Source organism: Streptomyces sp. P3 (genome assembly GCF_003032475.1).
Lineage (GTDB): Bacteria > Actinomycetota > Actinomycetes > Streptomycetales > Streptomycetaceae > Streptomyces.
The window spans coordinates 8566910-8586293 of the sequence record NZ_CP028369.1 but is presented as its reverse complement, the minus strand read 5'-3'; the positions used below and the strand labels follow the sequence as shown (position 1 = coordinate 8586293).

Here is a 19384-nt window from a genome sequence, read left to right as displayed (position 1 = left end):
CGGCCGCGGCCGACGGCTCACGGGGACGCCTGGCCGCTGTCCTTCGGCGCGCCGCGGCCGCGCCGGCGTCGACCCCGATCCGGGCGCTCACGCGGTGCGGACCCGGTCGGGGTACCGGCCGACGGTGCGCCGACGGATGTCGTACATCGCGAAGTCGACGCCCGCCCCGTCCGCGACTACCGCCGTTCTCAGGTGGTGCCGTCGAAGCTGGCGAAGTAGGCGGCGGCCATGTCCTCGTCGCCGTGGCCCTGCGCGGCGGCCCGCTCCAGCCGCTCGGCGCTCGCGGCCGCCACGTCCAGGCGGACACCGTTCCCGCGCCCGGCCTCGACGATCAGCCGGGCGTCCTTCGCGGCCGTCGTGACCGCGAACTGGGCCGGCGTGAGCCGTTCGTCGAGGATCAGGGCCGCCTTCGCCTTCAGGTACCCCATGTCGAGCGGGCCGCCCTCGATCAGTTCGAAGAACGTGTTCGGGTCGACTCCAAGGGCCTGGGCCAGGGCCAGGACCTCACCGGTCGCGGCGGTGGCCGCGATCACCCAGCTGTTGGCCACGAGCTTGAGCCGGGTCGCGGTGCCCGCGCCGCCGTCCTCGCCGGTCCACACGATCCGTGCGCCCACGGCGTCCAGGACGGGAGTCACCGCGGCCCGGCCTGCGGGCGGCCCCGCCGCCAGGACGGTCAGCTGCCCGGTCTCGGCCGGCCGGCGGGTGCCCAGCACGGGGGCGTCGAAGAACGCGAGACCGTGTGCGTGGGCGAAGGCCGCCAGGTCGGCCACGGCCTCGATCCCGGCGGTCGTCGACTGCACCCAGGCCATCCCGGCGCGCAGGGCCGGAGCGGCCTCGCGCATCACCTCCAGGGTGGCGGGGCCGTCGTAGAGCATGGTCAGGACGACGTCCGCGCCCTCGACGGCCTCCGCGGGGGTGGCGGCGACGTGCACGCGGTCCGCGGCGAGCGGCTCGGCCTTGGCACGGGTGCGGTTCCAGGCGCGGACGGTGTGGCCGGTTCGGGCGATGCTGCGGGCCATCGCGGCCCCCATGATGCCGGTGCCCAGGACGCTGACGGTCAGGTGGTCTGTCATGGCGTCAACCTACGTCGGCGCGTCGGCGACCGGCGTCTTTCCCGGGGCACGGCGGGCAGCCGTGTGCGGCGTTCCGTCGGCCGACGGGCTGATGGGCCGTCATGGGCGTGTCGGCGCGGCCGCGTCGCACACCGGCGGCACCCGGCCGCCTGCGCAGGGGGCCGAGGAGTCCCGGTCGCTGCTGCGTCTCGCGGCTCCCAGGAGCGCGCCGCGCCTCATGCTGCGGTGAGCGCCCCCAGTGGGTCGTCCAGGACCGGCTGCCAGGCCAACTCGGCCGCGCCGACCAGGCTGTTGTGGTCGAGGGAGCAGGCGAGCACCGGCACTCCGCCGTGGTGACCCCAAAGGCTCCGGTCGGTGACGACCGCGCGGAGCCGGTCGGGGTCGGCGGCGAGAAGGGTGCGGTGCAGTCCGCCGAGAATGATGCGGTCGGGGTTGAGGATGTTCACCAGACCCGCCAGCCCCAGCCCCAGCCGGTCGATCAGGCCCTCGACGGCCATGCGGACGACCGGGTCGCCGTACTCGTCGCGGATCAGTCGGTCGGCCTGCTGCAGCAGGGACCCCTCGGGACCGGGGTGCCGGCCGGCGGTGTTCAGCAGGGCGAGCGGATCGGCCTCCACGTCGAGACAGCCGCGGCTGCCGCAGTAGCAGGCACGTCCCTCGGGGTTGACCGTGAGGTGCCCGACCTCCAGGGCCAGTCCCGAACTACCCGTGTGCAGACGGCCGTCCAGCACGAGCGCGCCGCCGACGCCCCGGTGGCCGGTGGCCACGCACAGCAGGTCACGGGCGCCGCGCCCGGCCCCGTGCCGGTGTTCGGCCAGGGCGGCGAGGTTGACGTCGTTGGCCGCGAACGCGGGTCCGGTGACACCGGCGGCGCGGATCCGCTCGGCGAAGATCTCCCGCACGGGCGCGCCCGCGGGCCAGGCCAGATGGAGGGGGTTGAGCGCCAGCCCGGCGGGTTCGGTGATCGCGGAGGGCACGGCGAGCCCGGCGCCCACACAGCGCCGGCCGGTCCGCCTCAGCAGTTCCGCGCCCGCGTCCACAGCCGCCCCGAGCACCTTCGCGGGGTCGGCTTCGACGGCCTCACAGCTGGGTGTGGTGGCGACGATCCGGCCGCCGAGACCGACCAGCGCGGCCCGGAAACCGTCGGCGTGGACCTGTGCGGCCAGAACGACCGGGCCGTCCTGCGCGACTTCGAGCCGGTGGGAGGGGCGGCCCTGCGAACCGGCGGCGGCGCCGGGCCGCGCGTCCACCCGGATCAGGCCCAGTGCGACGAGTTCGGCGGCGACCGCACCGGCCGTCGCGCGGGTGACGCCGAGTTCGGCCGTGAGCACCGCGCGGGTGGGCGCCCGACCGGTGTGCACGAGCTCCAGCGCGGGTCCGAGCACACCGCGCCCCCGGTCCAGCCGCGCCCTCGAGGTGGTCCCTTCCCCCGCCGGCCGGGGGTCCGCCTTGCCGCTCATGAGGGCGAGTCTCCCATGATCCGTTGCCCGGACGGCGTCGGGGAAGCCGCTCACCCGCCTGATGTTCAGCCGGCTCGCGTCGGCGGGCCGCGTCCGGCCGGTCGGCCAGGCACACCGCCCCCGGCACGACCTCCGCACGCCCACGGTGGGAACAGCTCCGGTCCATGAGCCCGTCCTCCCGCATCGCCGTGGTGCCGCGTCCGGCGGCGTCACCGCGCCTGAGCTGCGGCTCGGCTAGCCTGGCCCCGATGAACGACCGTATGACGACGCCGTGGGGCGAGGTCGAGCTGGCCCGCCACCCCGAGGACCCCCGAGATCAGCTGCGCGCCTGGGACGCCTCCGACGCCTACCTGCTCAGACACCTCGCGGCGCAGGCCGTCCCGCTGACCGGCACGGTGGTGGTGCTGGGCGACCGCTGGGGCGCGCTGGCCACGGCGTTGGCGGCGCACCGGCCGACGCAGATCACCGACTCCTGGCTGGGGCAGGAGGCGACCCGGGCCAATCTGGCACGGGCCGGCGTCGAGACCGGTTCGGTACGGCTGCTCACCACCCAGGACCCGGTGCCGGAGCGGATCGACGTGCTGCTGGTGCGCATCCCCAAGAGCCTGGCGCTGCTGGAGGACCAGTTGCTGCGGCTGGCGCCCGCCGTGCATCCGGGCACGGTGGTCGTCGGCACGGGCATGGTGAAGGAGATCCACACCTCGACGCTGAGGCTGTTCGAGCGGATCCTCGGGCCGACCCGGACCTCCCTCGCCGAGCAGAAGGCCCGGCTGGTCTTCTGCACCCCCGACCCTTCGCTGAAGCCGCCGGTCACCCCGTGGCCCTACGTGTACGACCTGCCGGGCGACCTCGGCTCCCCGCTCTCCGGCCGGCCGGTCGTCAATCACGCCGGGGTGTTCTGCGCCGACCGGCTCGACGTCGGCACCCGGTTCTTCCTCCGGCATCTGCCGAGCGCCGGGGGCGACCGCCGGGTCGTCGACCTGGGCTGCGGCAACGGGGTCGTCGGCACGGCGGTGGCGCTGGCCGACCCGCGGGCGGAGGTGCTGTTCACCGACGAGTCGTTCCAGGCGGTGGCGTCGGCGGAGGCGACCTACCGGGCGAACGGGGTGCCGGGGCACGCCGAGTTCCGGGTCGGGGACGGGCTGGCGGGCGTCGCGGACGGCAGTGTGGACGTCGTGCTCAACAACCCGCCGTTCCACTCCCACCAGGCCACCACCGACGCGACGGCGTGGCGCATGTTCACCGGGGCCCGGCGCGCGCTGCGGCCGGGAGGCGAGCTGTGGGTGGTGGGCAACCGGCATCTGGGCTACCACGTGAAGCTCAAGCGGCTGTTCGGCAACAGTGAACTGGTCGCCGGGGACCGGAAGTTCGTGGTGCTGAAGGCGGTCAGGCAGGGGTGACTCCCGCCCCGGCGTCCTTCGGCCCGACGGCGCGCGCCACGGCTTCGCGGCCGGCCCTCGGGCCGCGGCGCGCGTCGGCGGCCTCGGGGTGCGCGGTGAGGTGTTCCCGGATCGCTCCGGTCGGGGCGTGGTGGAGCGCGGTGCCGGCGTCGGCCTGCGCGATGCCGCCCGCGACGGCGGCCGACAGCTCGCACTCCGGCACTCCGGCACTCCGGCACTCCGGAGGAACCGTGCCGCACGAGCGGACGCCGAGAGCCACGCTGAGCCGCTCCCGTCGAGGTGAGATCTGTACGGCGGCCCGGGGCGGCCGACGTGGGGACGGCGGGGCGGTTCGCGGGGCCGGGGATCCGGGGGGGGGCCTGGCGTGAGCTGCCCGTCTCTCGTCGGCCGGGCTGTCCACGGGCCGGGATCCCCGGGAACGCCGCGCCTCGGAGAGGTCCGCGCCTCTCCGTGGAGATGCGGCGAACTAACCTTCCGTGTGGGCGAGTTCGATGTCGTGGTCGCCCACGTCGGCGCCGTCGAGGCTGAGGTGTCCGGCCCGGGGCGGGTAGCCGGCCGCGACGACCGTGTACGAGCCGTGGTCCAGGTCGGTGAAGGCGTACGCCCCGTCGCCGCCGGTCGTGGCGGTCGCCACGACGTTGCCCGCGGCGTCCATGAGGGTCACCCGGGCATTGGGCAGCGGAGCGCCCGCGCCGCGCACCGTGCCCCGTACCATTGCGCCGGGCCGCACCTCGAGGTCGACGCGGGTGAGACCGGTGACGCCGATCTCGACGGGCAGTGCCAGCGGCCGGTGCTTGGCAGAGCTGACCGCGAGGACGACCGCCCCCGGCACCAGGTCGGCGACGGTGAACCCGCCCTCGCCGTCGGTCCGCGCGGTGGCCAGCACATCGCCGCGGACGTCCGTGACGACGACCACCGCGCCCGCCACCGGCGCCCCGTCGTCCGTGGAGCGCACCGCGCCGATCAGGCCGCCGGCGACACCGAGCAGCACGTCGTGGTGGACGGTTCTCGCGTCGACCACGACGGTCGCGGCCTGCGGCTGATGGCCGTCGGCCGAGGCGATGAGCACGTAGGTGCCCTCCCCCGGCGTCTCGAGCTCGTAGGAGCCGTCGAGGCCGGTGACCGCACGGCCCAACTGCCGCCCGCCCAGCGAGATCAACGTGACAGCGGCGCCGCCGACCGGTACGCCCTCGGCGCCCCGCACCAGCCCGCGCACCGCTCGGCCGCCGCCGGCCGGACCGCCGTCGGTCAGTCCGGGAACGGTCGCGACGAGCTCCGCGACGGCACGGGCCAACGGCACGGCCACGGCCGCGCCCACCGCCCGGTCCCCGGGCACGCCGCCACCCGGCTGCTGCGCGTTCGGCACCGTCGACGCCGGTTCGATCGAGCCGTGCTCGCCGGAGGACGGCGGGGCCTGCGCCCCGACGACCGCACTCCGCCGCCCCGGCAGGAACGCGGCGAAGGCCAGGACGAGGACCGCCGCTCCGGCGCCCGCCGAGGTGACCACCTCGAAGCCGTTCCCCGAGGGCAGTGCGACGCCGCCGAAGTCGGTGGTCATGTGCGCCAGAATCATGCCGGCCACGGTGACGAAGGCCAGCATCGCCGCCACGCCGACGCCGGCCCGGGGCGCCGCGGCCCCCTCCTCGATCCGCACGGACCGGGTCTGCGCAGGGGACATGGGTCGGGCCTCCGTGGGGGGTGCGGTGCTGCACGACTGGGCAGCATCCTAGGCCTGCTTGATTGACTCAAGCAACTAGCATGTTCGGTGTGCGGCGTGTGAAGGTTCCGGGCAGGGAAACCCTGCCCGGAACCCCTTTCCCGCCCGTTACAGCGCGCGCTCCAGGCTGTCCGCCACCAGCTTCACGAACCGGCCGGGCTCCTTCGGACGCCCGCCCTCGGCGAGCACCGCCAGTCCGTGCAGCAGCTCCGCGGTCTCGGCGAGGCCGGAGCGGTCCTCGCGCTCCTGGTAGGCCTTGTTCAGACCCTTGACCAGCCGGTGCCCGGGGTTGAGCTCGAGGATCCGCCGGGCCCGCGGCACCTCCTGCCCCATCGCGCGGTACATGTTCTCCAGCGCCGGGGTGAGGTCGTTCGCGTCGGAGACGATGCAGGCCGGCGAGACCGTGAGCCGGGAGGACAGCCGCACCTCCTTGACCTCCTCGTCCAGGTGCTCGTTCATCCAGGCGAGCAGCCCGGCGTACTCCTCGCTCTGCTTCTCGCGCTCACCTTCGGCCTGCTCGCCGCCCTCCCCGTCGAGGTCGACCTCGCCCTTGGCGACCGACCGCAGCGGCTTGCCGTCGAACTCGCCCACCACGTCGGCCCACACCTCGTCGACCGGGTCGGTGAGCAGCAGGACCTCCACGCCCTTCGCGCGGAACGCCTCCATGTGCGGGGAGTTCTCGATGCTCTGCCGGGACTCGCCGGTCAGGTAGTAGACGGCTTCCTGGCCCTCCTTCATCCGCTCGACGTAGCCCCGCAGGGTGGTCGGCTCGTCCTCGCTGTGCGTGGTCGCGAAGGAGGAGACCGCGAGGAGCGCGTCGCGGTTGTCGGCGTCGGAGAGCAGGCCTTCCTTCAGGACGGCGCCGAACTCCCGCCAGAACGTGGCGTAGCGGTCGGGCGCCGCGGTCATCATGTCCTTGACCGTGGACACGACCTTCTTGGTCAGCCGGCGCTGCATCATCCGGATGTGCCGGTCCTGCTGGAGGATCTCGCGGGACACGTTCAGCGAGAGGTCTGCGGCGTCGACCACGCCCTTGACGAAGCGCAGGTACGGCGGCAGCAGCGCCTCGCAGTCGTCCATGATGAAGACGCGCTTCACATACAGCTGCACACCGCGCTTGTAGCCCTGGTTGTACAGGTCGTGCGGGGCGTGCGAGGGCACGAACAGCAGCGCCTGGTACTCGAAGGTGCCCTCGGCCTGCAGCCGGACGGTCTCCAGCGGTTCGCGCCAGTCGTGGCTGATGTGCTTGTACAGCTCGTGGTACTCGTCGTCGGACACCTCGTCGCGCGAGCGCGCCCACAGGGCCTTCATCGAGTTCAGCGTCTCGGCGGCGGGCGCGGCGTCGTCGCCCTCGCCCTTCTTCGGGGTCATCCTGATCGGCCAGGTGATGAAGTCCGAGTAGCGCTTGACGATCTCCCGGATCGTCCACTCCGAGGTGTAGTCGTGCAGCTTGTCCTCGTCGTCCGCCGGCTTGAGGTGCAGGGTGACGGAGGTGCCCTGGGGCGCGTCGTCGACGGCCTCCAGGGTGTACGTCCCCTCGCCGCGCGATGACCAGCGGGTGCCCTGCGCCTCCCCTGCGCGCCGGGTCACCAGGGTCATCTCGTCAGCCACCATGAAACCGGAGTAGAAGCCGACGCCGAACTGGCCGATCAATCCCTCGGCGCTGTCGCTGTCCTGCGCCTCGCGCAGTTCCCTGACGAACTGGGCCGTGCCCGAGTTGGCGATCGTGCCGATCAGCCGTCCGACCTCATCGTACGACATCCCGATCCCGTTGTCCCGAACGGTGAGGGTACGGGTCTCGGGGTCGGCCTTAATCTCGATGTGCAGGTCGGAGACGTCGGCGTCGGGCGCGTCGTCGCGCAGCGCGGCGAGGCGCAGCTTGTCCAGCGCGTCGGAGGCGTTGGAGACGAGCTCGCGCAGAAAGACGTCCTTGTTCGAGTAGACCGAGTGGATCATCAGTTGAAGCAACTGACGGGCCTCTACCTGGAACTCAAACGTTTCGGTCGACATGGTTGGCGTGTTCCTCACAGGTTCCGAGAGAGTCTCCTGAACTGGCGGAAGCCACTTTAGGACACGCACCAGGGCTGCGCGGGCCGCCGGTGCGGATGCCTACCGGGAAACCCGGTCACGGGTCGGCAGCGCGGCAGCGCGGTGACAGTGGTGACGGCCGTGACGGCGTGACGACAGACGCGCGCGGAAGCCTGGCGACCGCATCGCCCCGGCATCGGGCCGTGCGTTGATCAGCGCGGACTCTCCTGCGCCCCTCGTCGGTTCGGCACTCCGTCGGGCAGACTCCCCCACATGGAGACTGCCGAGTTCCTCGAGATCCTCGACCGCGAGGGCCGGGCCCTGGCCGACGCCGCGGCGGAGGCGGGCCCCGACGCCAAGGTCGTGACCTGCCCCGGCTGGCAGGTGCGGGACCTGCTGCGGCACACGGGCGCGGTGCACCGCTGGGCCACCTCGTTCGTCGCCGGGGGCCACACCGGGTTCCGCCCCGTCGAGGAGCCGCCGGAGCTCGACGACGAGGCGCTGCTGGACTGGTTCCGCGCAGGACACCGGCGGCTCGTCGACACCCTTTCCACCACGTCGCCGGATGTGCGGTGCTGGCACTTCCTGCCCGCGCCGACGCCGCTGGCGTTCTGGGCCAGGCGGCAGGCGCACGAGACGGCCGTGCACCGCGTGGACGCCGAGTCGGCCCGCGGCCGCGATCTCGAGGAGGTCGCGCGGGAGTTCACCGCCGGCTTCGCCGCGGACGGCGTGGACGAGTTGCTGCGCGGCTTCCACGCGCGCGACAGGAGCGGGGTGCGCAGCGAGGAGCCGCGGACGCTGCGGGTACGGGCGACGGACACGGCCGACGCGGTGTGGTCGGTGCGCGTGTCGTCGGAGCCGCCGGTGACACGGCGCGACGCCGACGGGCCCGCCGACTGCGAGGTGTCCGGACCGGCCGCCCTGCTCTACCTCTCGCTGTGGAACCGGTTGCCGCTGCCCGCCGCGACCGGCGACGCCGCGCTCGCGACACTGTGGCGGGAGAAGTCGGGGGTGGGCTGAGCGGCGGGCCCGGTCCGACGGCGGGCGGTCGTCAGTCCGTCAGCATTCTGGTGAGCACCGCACGCTGCACCGGCCGTACGTCGCCGTGCAGCGCGCGCCCCTTTCCGGTGAGCGCCACCCGGACGCCTCTGCGGTCCTCCGCGCACAGGCCCCGCTCGACGAGACCGTCCTTCTCCAGACGGGCGATGAGCCGCGACAGCGCGCTCTGGCTGAGATGGACCCGTTCGGCGATCTCCTGGACGCGGAAGCCGCACGAGAGTCGTGCGCGGCCGACTCGGCGAGGACGTCGAGCACCTCGAAGTCGCTGGCGCACAGGCCGTGTCGGTGCAGTGCCCGGTCGAGTTCGCACTGTGTCCGGGCGTGCAGGGCCAGCATGTCCCGCCACTGCTCCACGAGCGCCTGCTCGGCCTCGGACCCGCCCTGCTCCACCGCCATGGGGCGCACCGTAGCAGAGCAGGGATTTTATTGCACCCGAATTTAATGTATTTGCATTCAATGCATGTGCATGTACTGTCGTCGGCATGACCTCTCCGCTCACCTCCCCCGCGGTCACCCTTCCCGAGGGCCGCTGGACCTCCCGGCTCTGGGGCACGCTCCTGGTGCTGTGCGCCGCGATGTTCCTGGACGCACTCGACGTGTCCATGGTCGGTGTCGCCCTGCCGTCCATCGGCTCCGACCTCGGGCTCTCCACCTCGACGCTGCAGTGGATCGTCAGCGGCTACATCCTGGGCTACGGCGGGCTGCTCCTCCTCGGCGGCCGCGCGGCCGACCTGCTGGGCCGCCGCCAGGTGTTCCTGATCGCACTCGGCGTCTTCGCGCTGGCCTCGCTCCTCGGCGGACTCGTCGACTCGGGGCCGCTGCTGATCGCCAGCCGGTTCATCAAGGGTCTCAGCGCCGCCTTCACCGCCCCGGCCGGCCTGTCGATCATCACCACGACGTTCCCGGAGGGCCCGTTGCGCAACCGCGCGCTCTCCATCTACACCACCTGCGCCGCGACCGGCTTCTCGATGGGCCTGGTCCTCTCCGGCCTGCTCACCGAGGCCAGTTGGCGCCTGACCATGCTGCTCCCCGCCCCGATCGCCCTGGTCGCCCTGGTCGCCGGACTGAAGCTCCTGCCGCGCAGCGAGCGGGCGAGGAACCACAACGGCTACGACGTCCCGGGCGCCGTCCTCGGCACCGCGTCGATGCTGCTGCTGGTCTTCACCGTGGTCCAGGCTCCCGAGGCCGGCTGGACGTCCGTCCGGACACTGCTGTCCTTCCTGGCCGTGGCCGTCATGCTGACCGTCTTCGTCCAGGTCGAGCGGCGCTCCGCCGGCCCGCTGATCCGGCTCGGCGTGCTGCGCTCGGGCAGTCAGATCCGCGCCCAGCTCGGCGCGATGGCCTTCTTCGGCTCCTACGTCGGCTTCCAGTTCCTGGCCACCCTGTACATGCAGACGCTGCTCGGCTGGTCGGCGCTGCACACGGCGCTCGCCTTCCTGCCGGCCGGCGCGCTGGTGGCGGTGTCCTCGACCAGGGTGGGCTCGATCGTCGACCGGTTCGGCACCCCCCGGCTGATCGCGGCGGGCTTCGCCCTCATGGTCGCCGGGTACGCGCTCTTCCTCCGCATCGATCTCGACCCGGTCTACGCCGCCGTCATACTGCCGTCGATGCTGCTGATCGGCGCGGCCTGCGCGCTCGTCTTCCCCTCGCTCAACATCCAGGCCACAGGCGGCGTGGCGGACCACGAGCAGGGCATGGTGTCGGGTCTGCTCAACACCTCGGTGCAGGTGGGCGGCGCGATCTTCCTCGCCGTCGTGACGGCGGTGGTGACCGCGGGCGCCCCCGCCGACCCCACCCCACAGGCCGTCCTCGACAGCTACCGCCCCGGACTGACGGTGGTGACGCTCGTCGCCGCAGCGGGTCTGCTCATCACCCTGCCCGGCCTGCGCACCCGGCGCGCCCACAACTCGGTCGTCGTCGCCAAGTCCCCATCGGCGGAACCGGAGTTCGAGGCGGACACGGAGCCGGTGGGGGTCCGCGACTGAGCCGACGCCCGGAGCGCCGTCCGCAGCGGGCGGCCCGGCGGGGCCGATTGCCCCGCCGGGTCGCCCGCTGTGACACTGGCCCCATGGACGGTCACGGGGGACAGGGGCGGCGCACACAGGCCGAGCGGGACGCGATCACCGTCGAGATCGGGTACGCGCTCGTCAGCGCCGTGTTCGCGGCGGCCGTGGTCTTCGGCGCGGTCGCGGGCCCGGCGCTGCTGTTCGACCTTCCCGGCCCGGCGGAGACCTGGCTGGTACGGGCGGCCCTCGTGCTCGCTCCGGTGCTGTTCGCGGCCCGGGTGATCTCCGTGCTGGTCCGCTTCCAGCCGGGCGCTCGGCCCGACCGGACCGGCCCCGACTCGTAGGCGGGGAAGACCGGTTGCGCCCGGTACCGGACGCCCGGCTTCACCGTCGTACGGCCGACGTGCGTCGTGGCGGTGAGCGGGCTGACGACCAGCCGGCGGGCGATCTCCTCGTCGGACAGACCGATCTCCACCAGGGCCGCCACCTGTGATACGGGACGAGGAACAGAGCCTGCCTTCGAAAGAAGGCCTAACGCAGGCCGACTTCGCGGGCCAGCCGGGTCACCGCGTACCGGAAGAAGGGCTCGCGTTCCTCCACGACGCGGTGGAACTGCCCGAAGAGCTCGAACCCGACCAGCCCGTACAGCTGGGCCCAGGCCGCGACGAGGGCGGTGACCGCCCCCGGCGGGAGGTCAGGCGCGAGGTCCGCCGCCATCCGCACCGCCTCGGGGGCCAGGTCGTCGGTCAGGAGCGGTACGTCCAGCCGGTCGTCGCGGCGCGCGTCACGCACGATGCCGATGAGGAGGTGACCGACCCGCGCGGCGGAGGGGACCGTCGTCCGAGGGGCGCTGTAGCCGGGCACCGGCGACCCGTAGATCAGCGCGTACTCGTGCGGATGCGCCAGCGCCCAGGCGCGCACCGCCTCGCCGACCACGACCCAGCGTTCCAGGGGCGCGGCCCCGGCGACGGCCGTGTGCGCGGCCTCCGCGCTCTCGCCGAGTGAGTCGTAGGCGTCGATGATGAGCGCGGTGAGCAGATCGTCGCGGCTCGGGAAGTACCGGTAGAGCGCCGAGGAGACCATGCCGAGCTCACGGGCCACCGCGCGCAGCGAGAGCTTGGCGGCACCCTCGGACGCCAGCTGTGTGCGGGCCTCCTCCTTGATGGCCTCGGTGACTTCGGCCCTGGCCCGGGCCCGTGCGCCTCGAACGGTGTTGCTGCTCATGCCGGCAGTGTCCCACGGAACCGGATCGCCGCACACGATTGTGAGCGGCGCACACAAAAGAGAGCACCGCTCTTGCCATGGCGCACCGCCCTCGGGCACACTCGTCTCGACCGAGAGCAGTGCTCACACTTTCCGTCCCAGGAGGCAGCAGCCATGTCGACCCACGTGCAGAAGCCCGGCTGGTTCACCGTCAACGTCTTCAACCGTGCGGTGACCTGGCTGACCCGCCGCGGGCTCAGCGTGTGGGGGTCCAGGGTGCTGGCGGTCCGCGGCCGCAAGAGCGGCGCCTGGCGGACCACTCCGGTGAATCTGCTGACCGTGGATGGACAGCAGTACCTCGTCGCCCCGCGCGGCCACGTCCAGTGGACGCACAACATGCGCGCGGCGGGCGGCGGCGAACTCCACCTCGGCAGAGCCGTGGAGGCGTTCACGGCCACCGAGGTCGCCGACGACGACAAGGCCCCGCTGCTGCGCGCCTACCTCAAGCGCTGGAAGGCCGAGGTCGGCGTCTTCTTCAACGGGGTCGGCCCGGACTCCCCCGAGGCCGAACTGCGCCGTATCGCCCCGGACCACCCGGTGTTCCGGATCACGGTCACCGACCGCCGCTGATCGCGAGCCGTCAGGAACCGCTCTCCTCGGCCGCCTGCGCCGGCTCCGCCGTGGCCGCGATCCGCCGGTCCATCGCGGTCAGCGCCCGCTGGGCCATCGGATGGGACCGGACGAGTTCGCCCAGCGTCGTCCGGCCCCGCGTGATGTCGGTGAACGCCCGCCAGGCGGGCCGGAACCCGGTGAGCGCCGCGTGGAAGAGCCCGGGACGGCGCTCGAACGCGGCGAGCATCCGCTTGCCGACGCTCATCTCCACGCCGAGGCCCGCCTTGACCGCGAAGGCGTAGTTCAGCGCCTGGCGGCGGGCGTCGACCGCGTCGTGCGCCTCGGCGATCCGGACCGCCCACTCGCCCGCGAGCCGGCCTGAGCGCAGGGCGAAGGAGATGCCCTCGCGCGTCCACGGCTCGAGCAGTCCCGCCGCGTCCCCGCAGACCAGCACCCGCCCGCGTGAGAGCGGTGAGTCGTCCGCCCGGCAGCGCGTCAGATGACCGGAGGAGATGCTCGGCTCGAACCCGGCGAGGCCCAGCCGCCCCACGAAGTCCTCCAGATAGCGCTTGGTGGCCGCGCCTTCACCGCGCGCCGAGATCACGCCGACGGTCAGCGTGTCCCCCTTGGGGAACACCCAGCCGTAGCTGCCCGGCATCGGGCCCCAGTCGATGAGGACCCGGCCCTTCCAGTCCTCGGCGACCGTGTCCGGCACCGGGATCTCCGCCTCCAGGCCGAGGTCCACCTGGTCGAGCTTGACGCCGACGTGCGCTCCTATCCGGCTCGCGCTGCCGTCCGCCCCGACCACCGCGCGCGCCAGCAGCGTCTCCCCGCCCTGCAGGACGACGGCGACCGAGCGGCGGTCCGGCACCGCCGAACCGTGCTGCTCGACCCGCTGCACGGTCACGCCGGTGCGCAGCTCGGCGCCCGCCTTCTGGGCGTGCTCGACCAGCTGCTGGTCGAACTCGGGCCGGTTGATCAGCCCGAACAGCATCTGGCGCGAGCGGCGCGTACGGGTGAAGCGCCCGTTGTTCGAGAACGTCACCGCGTGGACGCGGTCGCGGAAGGGCAACTCGAACCCGGGCGGCAGTGCGTCCCGGGAGGGGCCGATGATGCCGCCGCCGCACGTCTTGTAGCGGGGCAGTTCCGCCTTCTCCAGCAACAGCACGCGCCGCCCCGTGACCGCTGCCGCGTAGGCCGCCGAGGCCCCCGCGGGCCCCGCGCCCACCACCACGACGTCCCACACCTGCCGGGCGTCGTCCGCCGAAGAGTTCTCGTCGTCCGCCGAAGAGTTCTGGCTGCTCACGATGGTCTACTGCTCCCGATCAAGCCGCTTGCCGCACCTGTCCCCCGCATCCTACGGCGGAGATCGTCACGGTCCGATGACGGTCCGCTGTGGCAGGATCGGCGGCGTGCGCGCCCCCTACCCGGCAGGCGCGTACGCTCGCACGGTCCCTCGAACGGACCAGTGTCACCCGTTACAACGTCGCACCCACAAGGAGCGTGCCCATGTCGTCGAATCCGGTCGCCGAGACCGTCGCCTCGCTGATGCCCAGGGCGCGGGCGGAGCTCACCGAGCTGGTGGCTTTCGCGTCGGTGGCGGACTTCGACCAGTTCCCGAGGAGCGAGAGCGAGGCCGCCGTCGACTGGATCTCGACGGCCCTGCGGGCCGAGGGCTTCGAGGACGTGGCCGTCCTCGACACTCCCGACGGCACCCAGTCGGTCTACGGCTGTCTGCCCGGCCCGGCCGGCGCCAGGACCGTTCTGCTCTACGCCCACTACGACGTGCAGCCGCCGCTGGACGAGGCCGCCTGGACCAGCCCGCCCTTCGAGCTGACCGAGCGGGACGGCCGCTGGTACGGCCGCGGCAGCGCCGACTGCAAGGGCGGCGTGATCATGCATCTGCTCGCGCTGCGCGCCCTTAAGGCGAACGGCGGCGTGCCGGTCACCGTCAAGGTGATCGTCGAGGGCTCCGAGGAGCAGGGCACCGGCGGACTGGAGCGGTACGCGGAGGAGCACCCCGACCTGCTGACGGCCGACGCCATCGTCATCGGCGACGCGGGCAACTTCCGCGTCGGCCTGCCGACGGTCACCTCCACCCTGCGAGGCATGACCATGCTGCGGGTGCGGATCGACACCCTCGAGGGCAATCTGCACTCCGGCCAGTTCGGCGGCGCGGCCCCCGACGCCCTGGGCGCTCTGATCCGGGTCCTGGACTCGCTGCGCGCCGAGGACGGCTCGACGACGGTCGACGGACTCACCGACGACTCGCGGTGGGAGGGCCTGCAGTACGACGAGGCGCGGTTCCGCCAGGACGCCAAGGTGCTGGACGGCGTCGGCCTGATCGGCTCCGGCACGGTCGCCGACCGCATCTGGGCCCGTCCGGCCGTGACGGTGCTCGGCATCGACTGCCCGCCGGTCGTCGGAGCCACCCCGTCCGTACAGGCGAGCGCCCGCGCGCTGATCAGCCTGCGCGTACCGCCGGGCGTGGACGCCGCCGAGGCCACGAAGCTGCTCCAGGCCCACCTGGAGGCGCACACCCCGTGGGGCGCGCGGGTGAGCACCGAACAGATCGGCCAGGGCCAGGCGTTCAGCGCCGACACCACCAGCCCGGCGTACGCGGCGATGGCCGAGGCGATGGCCGTCGCCTACCCGGGCCAGGAGATGCAGTACGCGGGCCAGGGCGGCTCCATTCCGCTGTGCAACACCCTCGCGGGCCTCTACCCGCGGGCGGAGATCCTGCTCATCGGCCTGAGTGAGCCCGAGGCGCAGATCCACGCGGTCGACGAAAGCGTGTCCCCGCAGGAGCTGGAGCGGCTGTCGGTGGCGGAGGCCCTGTTCCTGCGCCGCTACGCGGCGAGCTGAGCCGCGCCGGGTCCGTGTGCCCACGGGGGCGCGAGAAGCGCGCCCGCCGCCTGCGGACGGGTGCGGGTCGATGCCCGAGGGCTACGGCCCGAGAACCCCGTCGCCGGGACGCCCCACTGGTCAGCCGTCCCAAGGCGGGCCCCCGCGCCGGTCGGGCGAGGCGCTCCGGACGCCTACGGCACGGACGCTGCGAGCGGAGGGCGGCTTCGGCCGACCGGCCCACCTCGGGCAGCAGCCTGGCCGGAAGACCGCTTCGGGCGGAGGACCGCTTCGGGCGGAAGGCCGGAAGGCTGTTCCCGGCGGCGGCCGTGCGCGTCGTCGGCCCGACCGCCGTGCTCACCCCTGCGGAACGCCGGCTTCGAGGTAGAGCGCGGCCCCGCGCTCACGGGCCCGCAGCGCCCAGCGCAGCCGGTCGTAGCGGACCGGCGGCAGCAGGTCGGCGGCCTCTTCCTCCGTCACGAAGCGCCAGCCCCGCAGCTCGGGGCCGGGCAGCAGCAGCCCTTCGACGTCAGCGGCGTCGAGCCGGCCGCCGTCGAAGAGGAGGCGCAGGCCCCCGAAGCGGGGCGGTGCGGGCCGCTCCCAGTCGACGACGAGCAGCGGGGGAACGTCCGCCAGCCGGATCCCGGTCTCCTCCTCGACCTCGCGGATACCGGCGCGCGCGGGGGCCTCGCCGGGTTCCACCACACCGCCGGGGAACTCCCAGCCGGGCTTGTAGGTCGGGTCGACGAGCAGCACCCGGTCCTGTTCGTCGAAGAGGAGCACCCCGGCGGCCAGAGTCTCGGCGGTGGGCTCGGGTGTCTGCACGATGTCGCACGCGGACACGGCGCCGCTGCCGACCGCCTCGGCGATCCGGACGGCGGTCGCGTGCGGGGTGAGGGGGCCGTTGTCCACGAGGTGGGCGTCGGCGGTGAGCCAGGACGCGAGGGCGGCGCGGTAGGGCTCGATGTGGTCGTACGACCACTGGCGCACCCGTATCTCACCGTCGGGGAGGTCCGCAGGAATCTCCCGGCCTGATATCCGCTCGCGCAGGATCGTTTCCGCCGGTGCGAGGAGCACGTGCCGGACAGCGATGCGGCGGGCCGCGAGACCGCCGAAGATCTCGTCGCGGTACTCCTGCCGCAGCAGCGTCATGGGCACGACGAGGGTTCCGCCCAGTTCGGCGAGGAGCGCGGCCACCGTGTCGATCACGAGTCGCCGCCAGATCGGCAGGTCCTGATAGTCGCCGACCTCGGCGAGGCGCTTCGGCGGCAGCAGGTGCGGGAGCGCCGCGCCGACGACCTCGGGGTCGAAGAGCGTGCTGTTCGGGATCAGGTCGATCAGTTCCCGTGCGGTGGTCGTCTTTCCCGCACCGAACGCGCCGTTGATCCAGACGACGGTCACGGTTCCCCCTCTTCTGTTGGCCCCCTGTGGCTTGCCCGCTCCACCCTGCCACGGAAACCGGTTCGCGTTGAGAGCGCGCGGACGCGCCGACGCCGGCGACCCTCTCGGTGGGGCGCCGGCGTCGTGGCCTCGGGGGCGGTCCGTCAGTCGGTCCGGTCGAGGGCGTTGTCGTCCACGGCGAAGCTGTCGCTGGAGACGGTGTGGTCGAGCGTGCTGAGCGTGTCTCCGACGTTCAGCCCGTCGAGGTCGTCGGCGGCCACGCCGTGCGAGGGGCTGATCGCCGCGACGACGAAGCCGGTGGCGAGGGAGGCGATGGCGAGCATGCTGCGCTTCTTCATGCACGGATCAACGGCGCGAGCGGGTCCGGAGTCACGCCCGCCCCGGCAATCCGTTCGCGCGGCCCGCCGGCCGGCGGCGAGAATGCCGGGGTCGCCGACGTCACCGAGGAGTTGTGTCATGAGTGGTCCGCCCCACGCCCACGCCAGCCTGGACGGGCTCGTGACGGGAGACGCGTTCGGCGACGCCTGGTTCACCCGCTCCGACGAGCCCGCCGAGGAGCTGTGGGCGGCTCGCGAGCCGCGTCCCGCACCCTGGCTGTGGACGGACGACTCGGCGATGGCCTTCGTGCTGTTCGCGCATCTGACGGCGCACGGAGAGGTCCGGCCGGACGGCCTGGCGAGCGAGTTCGCCGCCGAGTACGGCCGTGACCCGGGCCGTAAGTACGGCCCGTCCATGCACGGCGTGCTACGGCGCGTCGCCGCGGGCGAGGACTGGCGCGCGGTGACCACCGGCCAGTTCGGCGGACAGGGTTCGCACGGCAACGGCGCCGCCATGCGGGTGGCTCCGCTCGGCGCCTGGTTCCGGGACGACCCGGGTACGGCCCGCGAGCAGGCCCGGCTGTCCGCGCTCGCGACCCACGCCCATCCGGAGGCGGTGGAGGGCGCGGTGGCCGTGGCGGTCGCCGCCGCGCTGGCCGCCGGCCTCGATGGCCGGGACGTTCCGCCGCGCGCCGCGTTCCTGCGGGAGGTGGCCGGCCGTCTGACGGACTGCGACGTCCGCTCCGGGCTGCTGGTGGCCGCCGGCCTGCCCGGGCACACCTCGGTGCGCCACGCGGCGTCAGTGCTGGGCTCGGGGCGGCTGATCTCCGCTCAGGACACCGTGCCGTTCGCCCTCTGGTGCGCCGCGGGCCGTCTGGACGACCTGCCCGAGGCCCTGTGGGAGACGGTCGGCGGATGGGGTGACCGCGACACCACCTGCGCCATCGTGGGAGGAGTCGTCGCGGCCCGCGTCGGCACCGCGGGTGTTCCGGCCCACTGGCGTGCGGCGCGCGAGGACATCCCCGCCCGGAGCGGCTGGGACCCGCTCGTCGCGGCAGGGGTTGGCGCGGCCTGAGGTCCACCCGCGTCGCGGCGACCGGCGGCGGGGGTGGGCATGGCCTGCCCGCCCCTGCCGCGGGGACGGGTGACGCCACACCGGAGGAAGGCTGTCCCGGGCCGCGCGAACGGACTTCCGCCTCTCGGCTCTGCCCACCGACCACACGCCACACGCCAGCAACAGCAGAAGTAGCAGCGCAGAGACCGTGCGCCGAAACGTTCCTTCTTCGTCCTGTCAGACCGCCGCCGCGGTGCCGGCAACCGCTCCGGTCGCCGCCAGGGCGGCCGCCGCCGCTCCCACCAGGCCCGCGTCGGTGCCCATCTGCGCGGCAGCCACCGTCAGGCGGCGGACGAAGGAGAGGGTGGCGTAGTCATGCAGGGCCCGGCGCAACGGAGCGAAGAGCACCTCGCCGGCCTTGCCGACACCGCCGCCGATCACCGCGATGTCGATCTCGACGAGGGTCGCGGTGGCCGCGATGCCGGCGGCCAGGGCCTGGGCGGCCCGTTCGAAGGAGGCCACGGCGACCGGGTCGCCCGCGCGGGCCGCGGCGGCCACCGAGGCCGCGGAGACGTCGCCGTCGGGGCCGGGCAGCCAGCCGTTCTCCAGCGCCCGGCGGGCGATGTTGGGGCCGCTGGCGATGCGTTCCACGCAGCCGCGCGCTCCGCACGGACACGCGTCGCCGTCGAGTTCGACGCTGATGTGGCCGATGTGTCCCGCGTTGCCGGTGGGTCCCGGGTGCAGCCGCCCGCCCAGGACCAGGCCGCCCCCGACGCCGGTGGAGACGACCATGCACAGTGCGTTGTCGTGGCCGCGCGCGGCGCCCTGCCAGTGCTCCGCCGCGGTGATCGCGACGCCGTCGCCGATCAGCTCGACCGAGAGCCCTCCGGTCGCCGCCCGGACCCGCTCGACCAGCGGGTAGTCCCGCCAGCCCGGCACGTTCACCGGGCTGACCGTGCCCGCCGAGGCGTCCACCGGCCCGGCGCTGCCGATGCCCACGGCATGGACGCGCTCCCACCGCGGCGACGCCGTCAGCTCACCCAGCACCTCCTCGACGGCCCGCATCACGGTGTCGCCGTTCTCCTGCGCCGGCGTGGGGCGCAGGCAGCGGTCCAGGATGGTTCCGTCGCCGTCCACCAGCGCACCGGCGATCTTGGTGCCGCCGATGTCCAGCGCGGCCACGAGGTCGGTCTGCATCAGTCTGGGTTCT

Annotated in this window: 17 protein-coding genes and 3 pseudogenes; 8 read left to right on the top strand and 12 right to left on the bottom strand. The window is 73.5% G+C overall.

From position 1 onward, the window contains the following. Nucleotides 1–188 precede the first annotated feature (188 nt). Nucleotides 189–1073, bottom strand: coding sequence for an NAD(P)-dependent oxidoreductase (locus C6376_RS38010; RefSeq protein WP_107447546.1), 885 nt, complete (start codon nt 1071–1073; stop codon nt 189–191). Here C6376_RS38010 and C6376_RS44130 point away from each other — a divergent pair. Next, the gene (locus tag C6376_RS44130) at nt 1072–1302 is read left to right on the top strand and encodes a hypothetical protein (protein WP_159083381.1); all 231 of its coding nucleotides are present in this window, start codon (nt 1072–1074) and stop codon (nt 1300–1302) included. The genes C6376_RS38010 and C6376_RS44130 overlap by 2 nt on opposite strands. On the opposite strand, the gene C6376_RS38005 is transcribed toward C6376_RS44130, so the two are convergent. Further along, nucleotides 1289–2533 carry an ROK family protein gene (locus C6376_RS38005; RefSeq protein ID WP_107447545.1) on the bottom strand — a complete coding sequence of 415 codons (1245 nt, stop codon included), beginning with the start codon at nt 2531–2533 and terminating at the stop codon, nt 1289–1291. The two genes, C6376_RS44130 and C6376_RS38005, sit on opposite strands and share 14 nt — an antisense overlap. A 260-nt stretch (nt 2534–2793) precedes the next feature. Between C6376_RS38005 and C6376_RS38000 the strand changes: the two genes are divergently transcribed. Beyond that, nucleotides 2794–3933 (top strand): methyltransferase, encoded by a 1140-nt coding sequence (locus C6376_RS38000; protein ID WP_107447544.1) that lies wholly within the window; start codon nt 2794–2796, stop codon nt 3931–3933. Here the strand turns inward: C6376_RS38000 and C6376_RS37995 are convergent. The 3 genes and pseudogenes from C6376_RS37995 to htpG form a co-directional block, all read right to left on the bottom strand. Further along, nucleotides 3920–4135, bottom strand: coding sequence for a hypothetical protein (locus C6376_RS37995; protein WP_107447543.1), 216 nt, complete (start codon nt 4133–4135; stop codon nt 3920–3922). The genes C6376_RS38000 and C6376_RS37995 overlap by 14 nt on opposite strands. Nucleotides 4136–4399: 264 nt before the next feature. Beyond that, nucleotides 4400–5167: pseudogene (locus tag C6376_RS45940) on the bottom strand (collagen binding domain-containing protein); the annotation flags it as partial. 591 nt (nt 5168–5758) lie between these two features. Further along, nucleotides 5759–7660, bottom strand: coding sequence for a molecular chaperone HtpG (gene htpG / locus C6376_RS37985; protein ID WP_107447541.1), 1902 nt, complete (start codon nt 7658–7660; stop codon nt 5759–5761). 291 nt (nt 7661–7951) lie between these two features. Between htpG and C6376_RS37980 the strand changes: the two genes are divergently transcribed. Further along, a complete protein-coding gene (locus C6376_RS37980; RefSeq protein ID WP_107447540.1) occupies nt 7952–8698 on the top strand; it encodes a maleylpyruvate isomerase family mycothiol-dependent enzyme in 747 nt (248 codons plus the stop codon). 31 nt (nt 8699–8729) lie between these two features. On the opposite strand, the pseudogene C6376_RS37975 reads toward C6376_RS37980, so the two are convergent. Then, a pseudogene (locus C6376_RS37975) lies at nt 8730–9133 on the bottom strand (MarR family winged helix-turn-helix transcriptional regulator). Between the two features lie 86 nt (nt 9134–9219). Here C6376_RS37975 and C6376_RS37970 point away from each other — a divergent pair. Together C6376_RS37970 and C6376_RS37965 are read left to right on the top strand one after the other, a co-directional pair. Beyond that, on the top strand, nt 9220–10722 hold the full coding sequence (locus tag C6376_RS37970; protein WP_107447539.1) for an MFS transporter: 1503 nt from the start codon (nt 9220–9222) through the stop codon (nt 10720–10722). Between the two features lie 83 nt (nt 10723–10805). Next, a complete protein-coding gene (locus C6376_RS37965) occupies nt 10806–11087 on the top strand; it encodes a DUF6332 family protein (protein ID WP_107447538.1) in 282 nt (93 codons plus the stop codon). Here C6376_RS37965 and C6376_RS37960 read toward each other — a convergent pair. Together C6376_RS37960 and C6376_RS37955 are read right to left on the bottom strand one after the other, a co-directional pair. Beyond that, a pseudogene (locus tag C6376_RS37960) lies at nt 11066–11233 on the bottom strand (DNA-binding response regulator); the annotation flags it as partial. The gene C6376_RS37965 and the pseudogene C6376_RS37960 sit on opposite strands and share 22 nt — an antisense overlap. Before the next feature lie 41 nt (nt 11234–11274). Continuing rightward, nucleotides 11275–11967: a TetR/AcrR family transcriptional regulator gene (locus C6376_RS37955; RefSeq protein WP_107447537.1), complete on the bottom strand. Its 693-nt coding sequence runs from the start codon at nt 11965–11967 to the stop codon at nt 11275–11277. Between the two features lie 153 nt (nt 11968–12120). Here C6376_RS37955 and C6376_RS37950 point away from each other — a divergent pair, with 153 nt between their 5' ends. Further along, on the top strand, nt 12121–12576 hold the full coding sequence (locus tag C6376_RS37950; protein WP_107447536.1) for a nitroreductase family deazaflavin-dependent oxidoreductase: 456 nt from the start codon (nt 12121–12123) through the stop codon (nt 12574–12576). 10 nt (nt 12577–12586) lie between these two features. On the opposite strand, the gene C6376_RS37945 is transcribed toward C6376_RS37950, so the two are convergent. Next, the gene (locus C6376_RS37945; RefSeq protein WP_107447535.1) at nt 12587–13864 is read right to left on the bottom strand and encodes a geranylgeranyl reductase family protein; all 1278 of its coding nucleotides are present in this window, start codon (nt 13862–13864) and stop codon (nt 12587–12589) included. 203 nt (nt 13865–14067) lie between these two features. On the opposite strand from C6376_RS37945, the gene C6376_RS37940 reads away from it, so the two are divergent. Then, nucleotides 14068–15423, top strand: a complete 1356-nt coding sequence (locus C6376_RS37940; protein WP_107447534.1) for a dipeptidase — start codon at nt 14068–14070, stop codon at nt 15421–15423. Between the two features lie 336 nt (nt 15424–15759). Here the strand turns inward: C6376_RS37940 and C6376_RS37935 are convergent, their stop codons facing one another. Both C6376_RS37935 and C6376_RS37930 read right to left on the bottom strand, forming a co-directional pair. Beyond that, a complete protein-coding gene (locus C6376_RS37935) occupies nt 15760–16803 on the bottom strand; it encodes an NUDIX hydrolase (RefSeq protein WP_107447533.1) in 1044 nt (347 codons plus the stop codon). Between the two features lie 143 nt (nt 16804–16946). Next, nucleotides 16947–17141, bottom strand: coding sequence for a hypothetical protein (locus tag C6376_RS37930; RefSeq protein ID WP_107447532.1), 195 nt, complete (start codon nt 17139–17141; stop codon nt 16947–16949). A 118-nt stretch (nt 17142–17259) separates the two neighbouring features. Here C6376_RS37930 and C6376_RS37925 point away from each other — a divergent pair, with 118 nt between their 5' ends. Further along, on the top strand, nt 17260–18195 hold the full coding sequence (locus tag C6376_RS37925) for an ADP-ribosylglycohydrolase family protein (RefSeq protein ID WP_107447531.1): 936 nt from the start codon (nt 17260–17262) through the stop codon (nt 18193–18195). A gap of 216 nt (nt 18196–18411) precedes the next feature. Here the strand turns inward: C6376_RS37925 and C6376_RS37920 are convergent, their stop codons facing one another. Next, on the bottom strand, nt 18412–19371 hold the full coding sequence (locus C6376_RS37920; RefSeq protein WP_107447530.1) for an ROK family protein: 960 nt from the start codon (nt 19369–19371) through the stop codon (nt 18412–18414). Nucleotides 19372–19384: the final 13 nt, after the last annotated feature.

Excerpts from the sequence above, each read along its gene's own strand:
- C6376_RS44130 (WP_159083381.1), top strand. The coding sequence starts at position 1,072 with ATGGCGTCAACCTACGTCGGCGCGTCGGCGACCGGCGTCTTTCCCGGG.
- C6376_RS38010 (WP_107447546.1), bottom strand. The coding sequence starts at position 1,073 with ATGACAGACCACCTGACCGTCAGCGTCCTGGGCACCGGCATCATGGGG.
- C6376_RS38005 (WP_107447545.1), bottom strand. The coding sequence starts at position 2,533 with ATGAGCGGCAAGGCGGACCCCCGGCCGGCGGGGGAAGGGACCACCTCG.
- C6376_RS38000 (WP_107447544.1), top strand. The coding sequence starts at position 2,794 with ATGACGACGCCGTGGGGCGAGGTCGAGCTGGCCCGCCACCCCGAGGAC.
- htpG (WP_107447541.1), bottom strand. The coding sequence starts at position 7,660 with ATGTCGACCGAAACGTTTGAGTTCCAGGTAGAGGCCCGTCAGTTGCTT.
- C6376_RS37980 (WP_107447540.1), top strand. The coding sequence starts at position 7,952 with ATGGAGACTGCCGAGTTCCTCGAGATCCTCGACCGCGAGGGCCGGGCC.
- C6376_RS37970 (WP_107447539.1), top strand. The coding sequence starts at position 9,220 with ATGACCTCTCCGCTCACCTCCCCCGCGGTCACCCTTCCCGAGGGCCGC.
- C6376_RS37965 (WP_107447538.1), top strand. The coding sequence starts at position 10,806 with ATGGACGGTCACGGGGGACAGGGGCGGCGCACACAGGCCGAGCGGGAC.
- C6376_RS37955 (WP_107447537.1), bottom strand. The coding sequence starts at position 11,967 with ATGAGCAGCAACACCGTTCGAGGCGCACGGGCCCGGGCCAGGGCCGAA.
- C6376_RS37950 (WP_107447536.1), top strand. The coding sequence starts at position 12,121 with ATGTCGACCCACGTGCAGAAGCCCGGCTGGTTCACCGTCAACGTCTTC.
- C6376_RS37940 (WP_107447534.1), top strand. The coding sequence starts at position 14,068 with ATGTCGTCGAATCCGGTCGCCGAGACCGTCGCCTCGCTGATGCCCAGG.
- C6376_RS37930 (WP_107447532.1), bottom strand. The coding sequence starts at position 17,141 with ATGAAGAAGCGCAGCATGCTCGCCATCGCCTCCCTCGCCACCGGCTTC.
- C6376_RS37925 (WP_107447531.1), top strand. The coding sequence starts at position 17,260 with ATGAGTGGTCCGCCCCACGCCCACGCCAGCCTGGACGGGCTCGTGACG.
- C6376_RS37920 (WP_107447530.1), bottom strand. The coding sequence starts at position 19,371 with ATGCAGACCGACCTCGTGGCCGCGCTGGACATCGGCGGCACCAAGATC.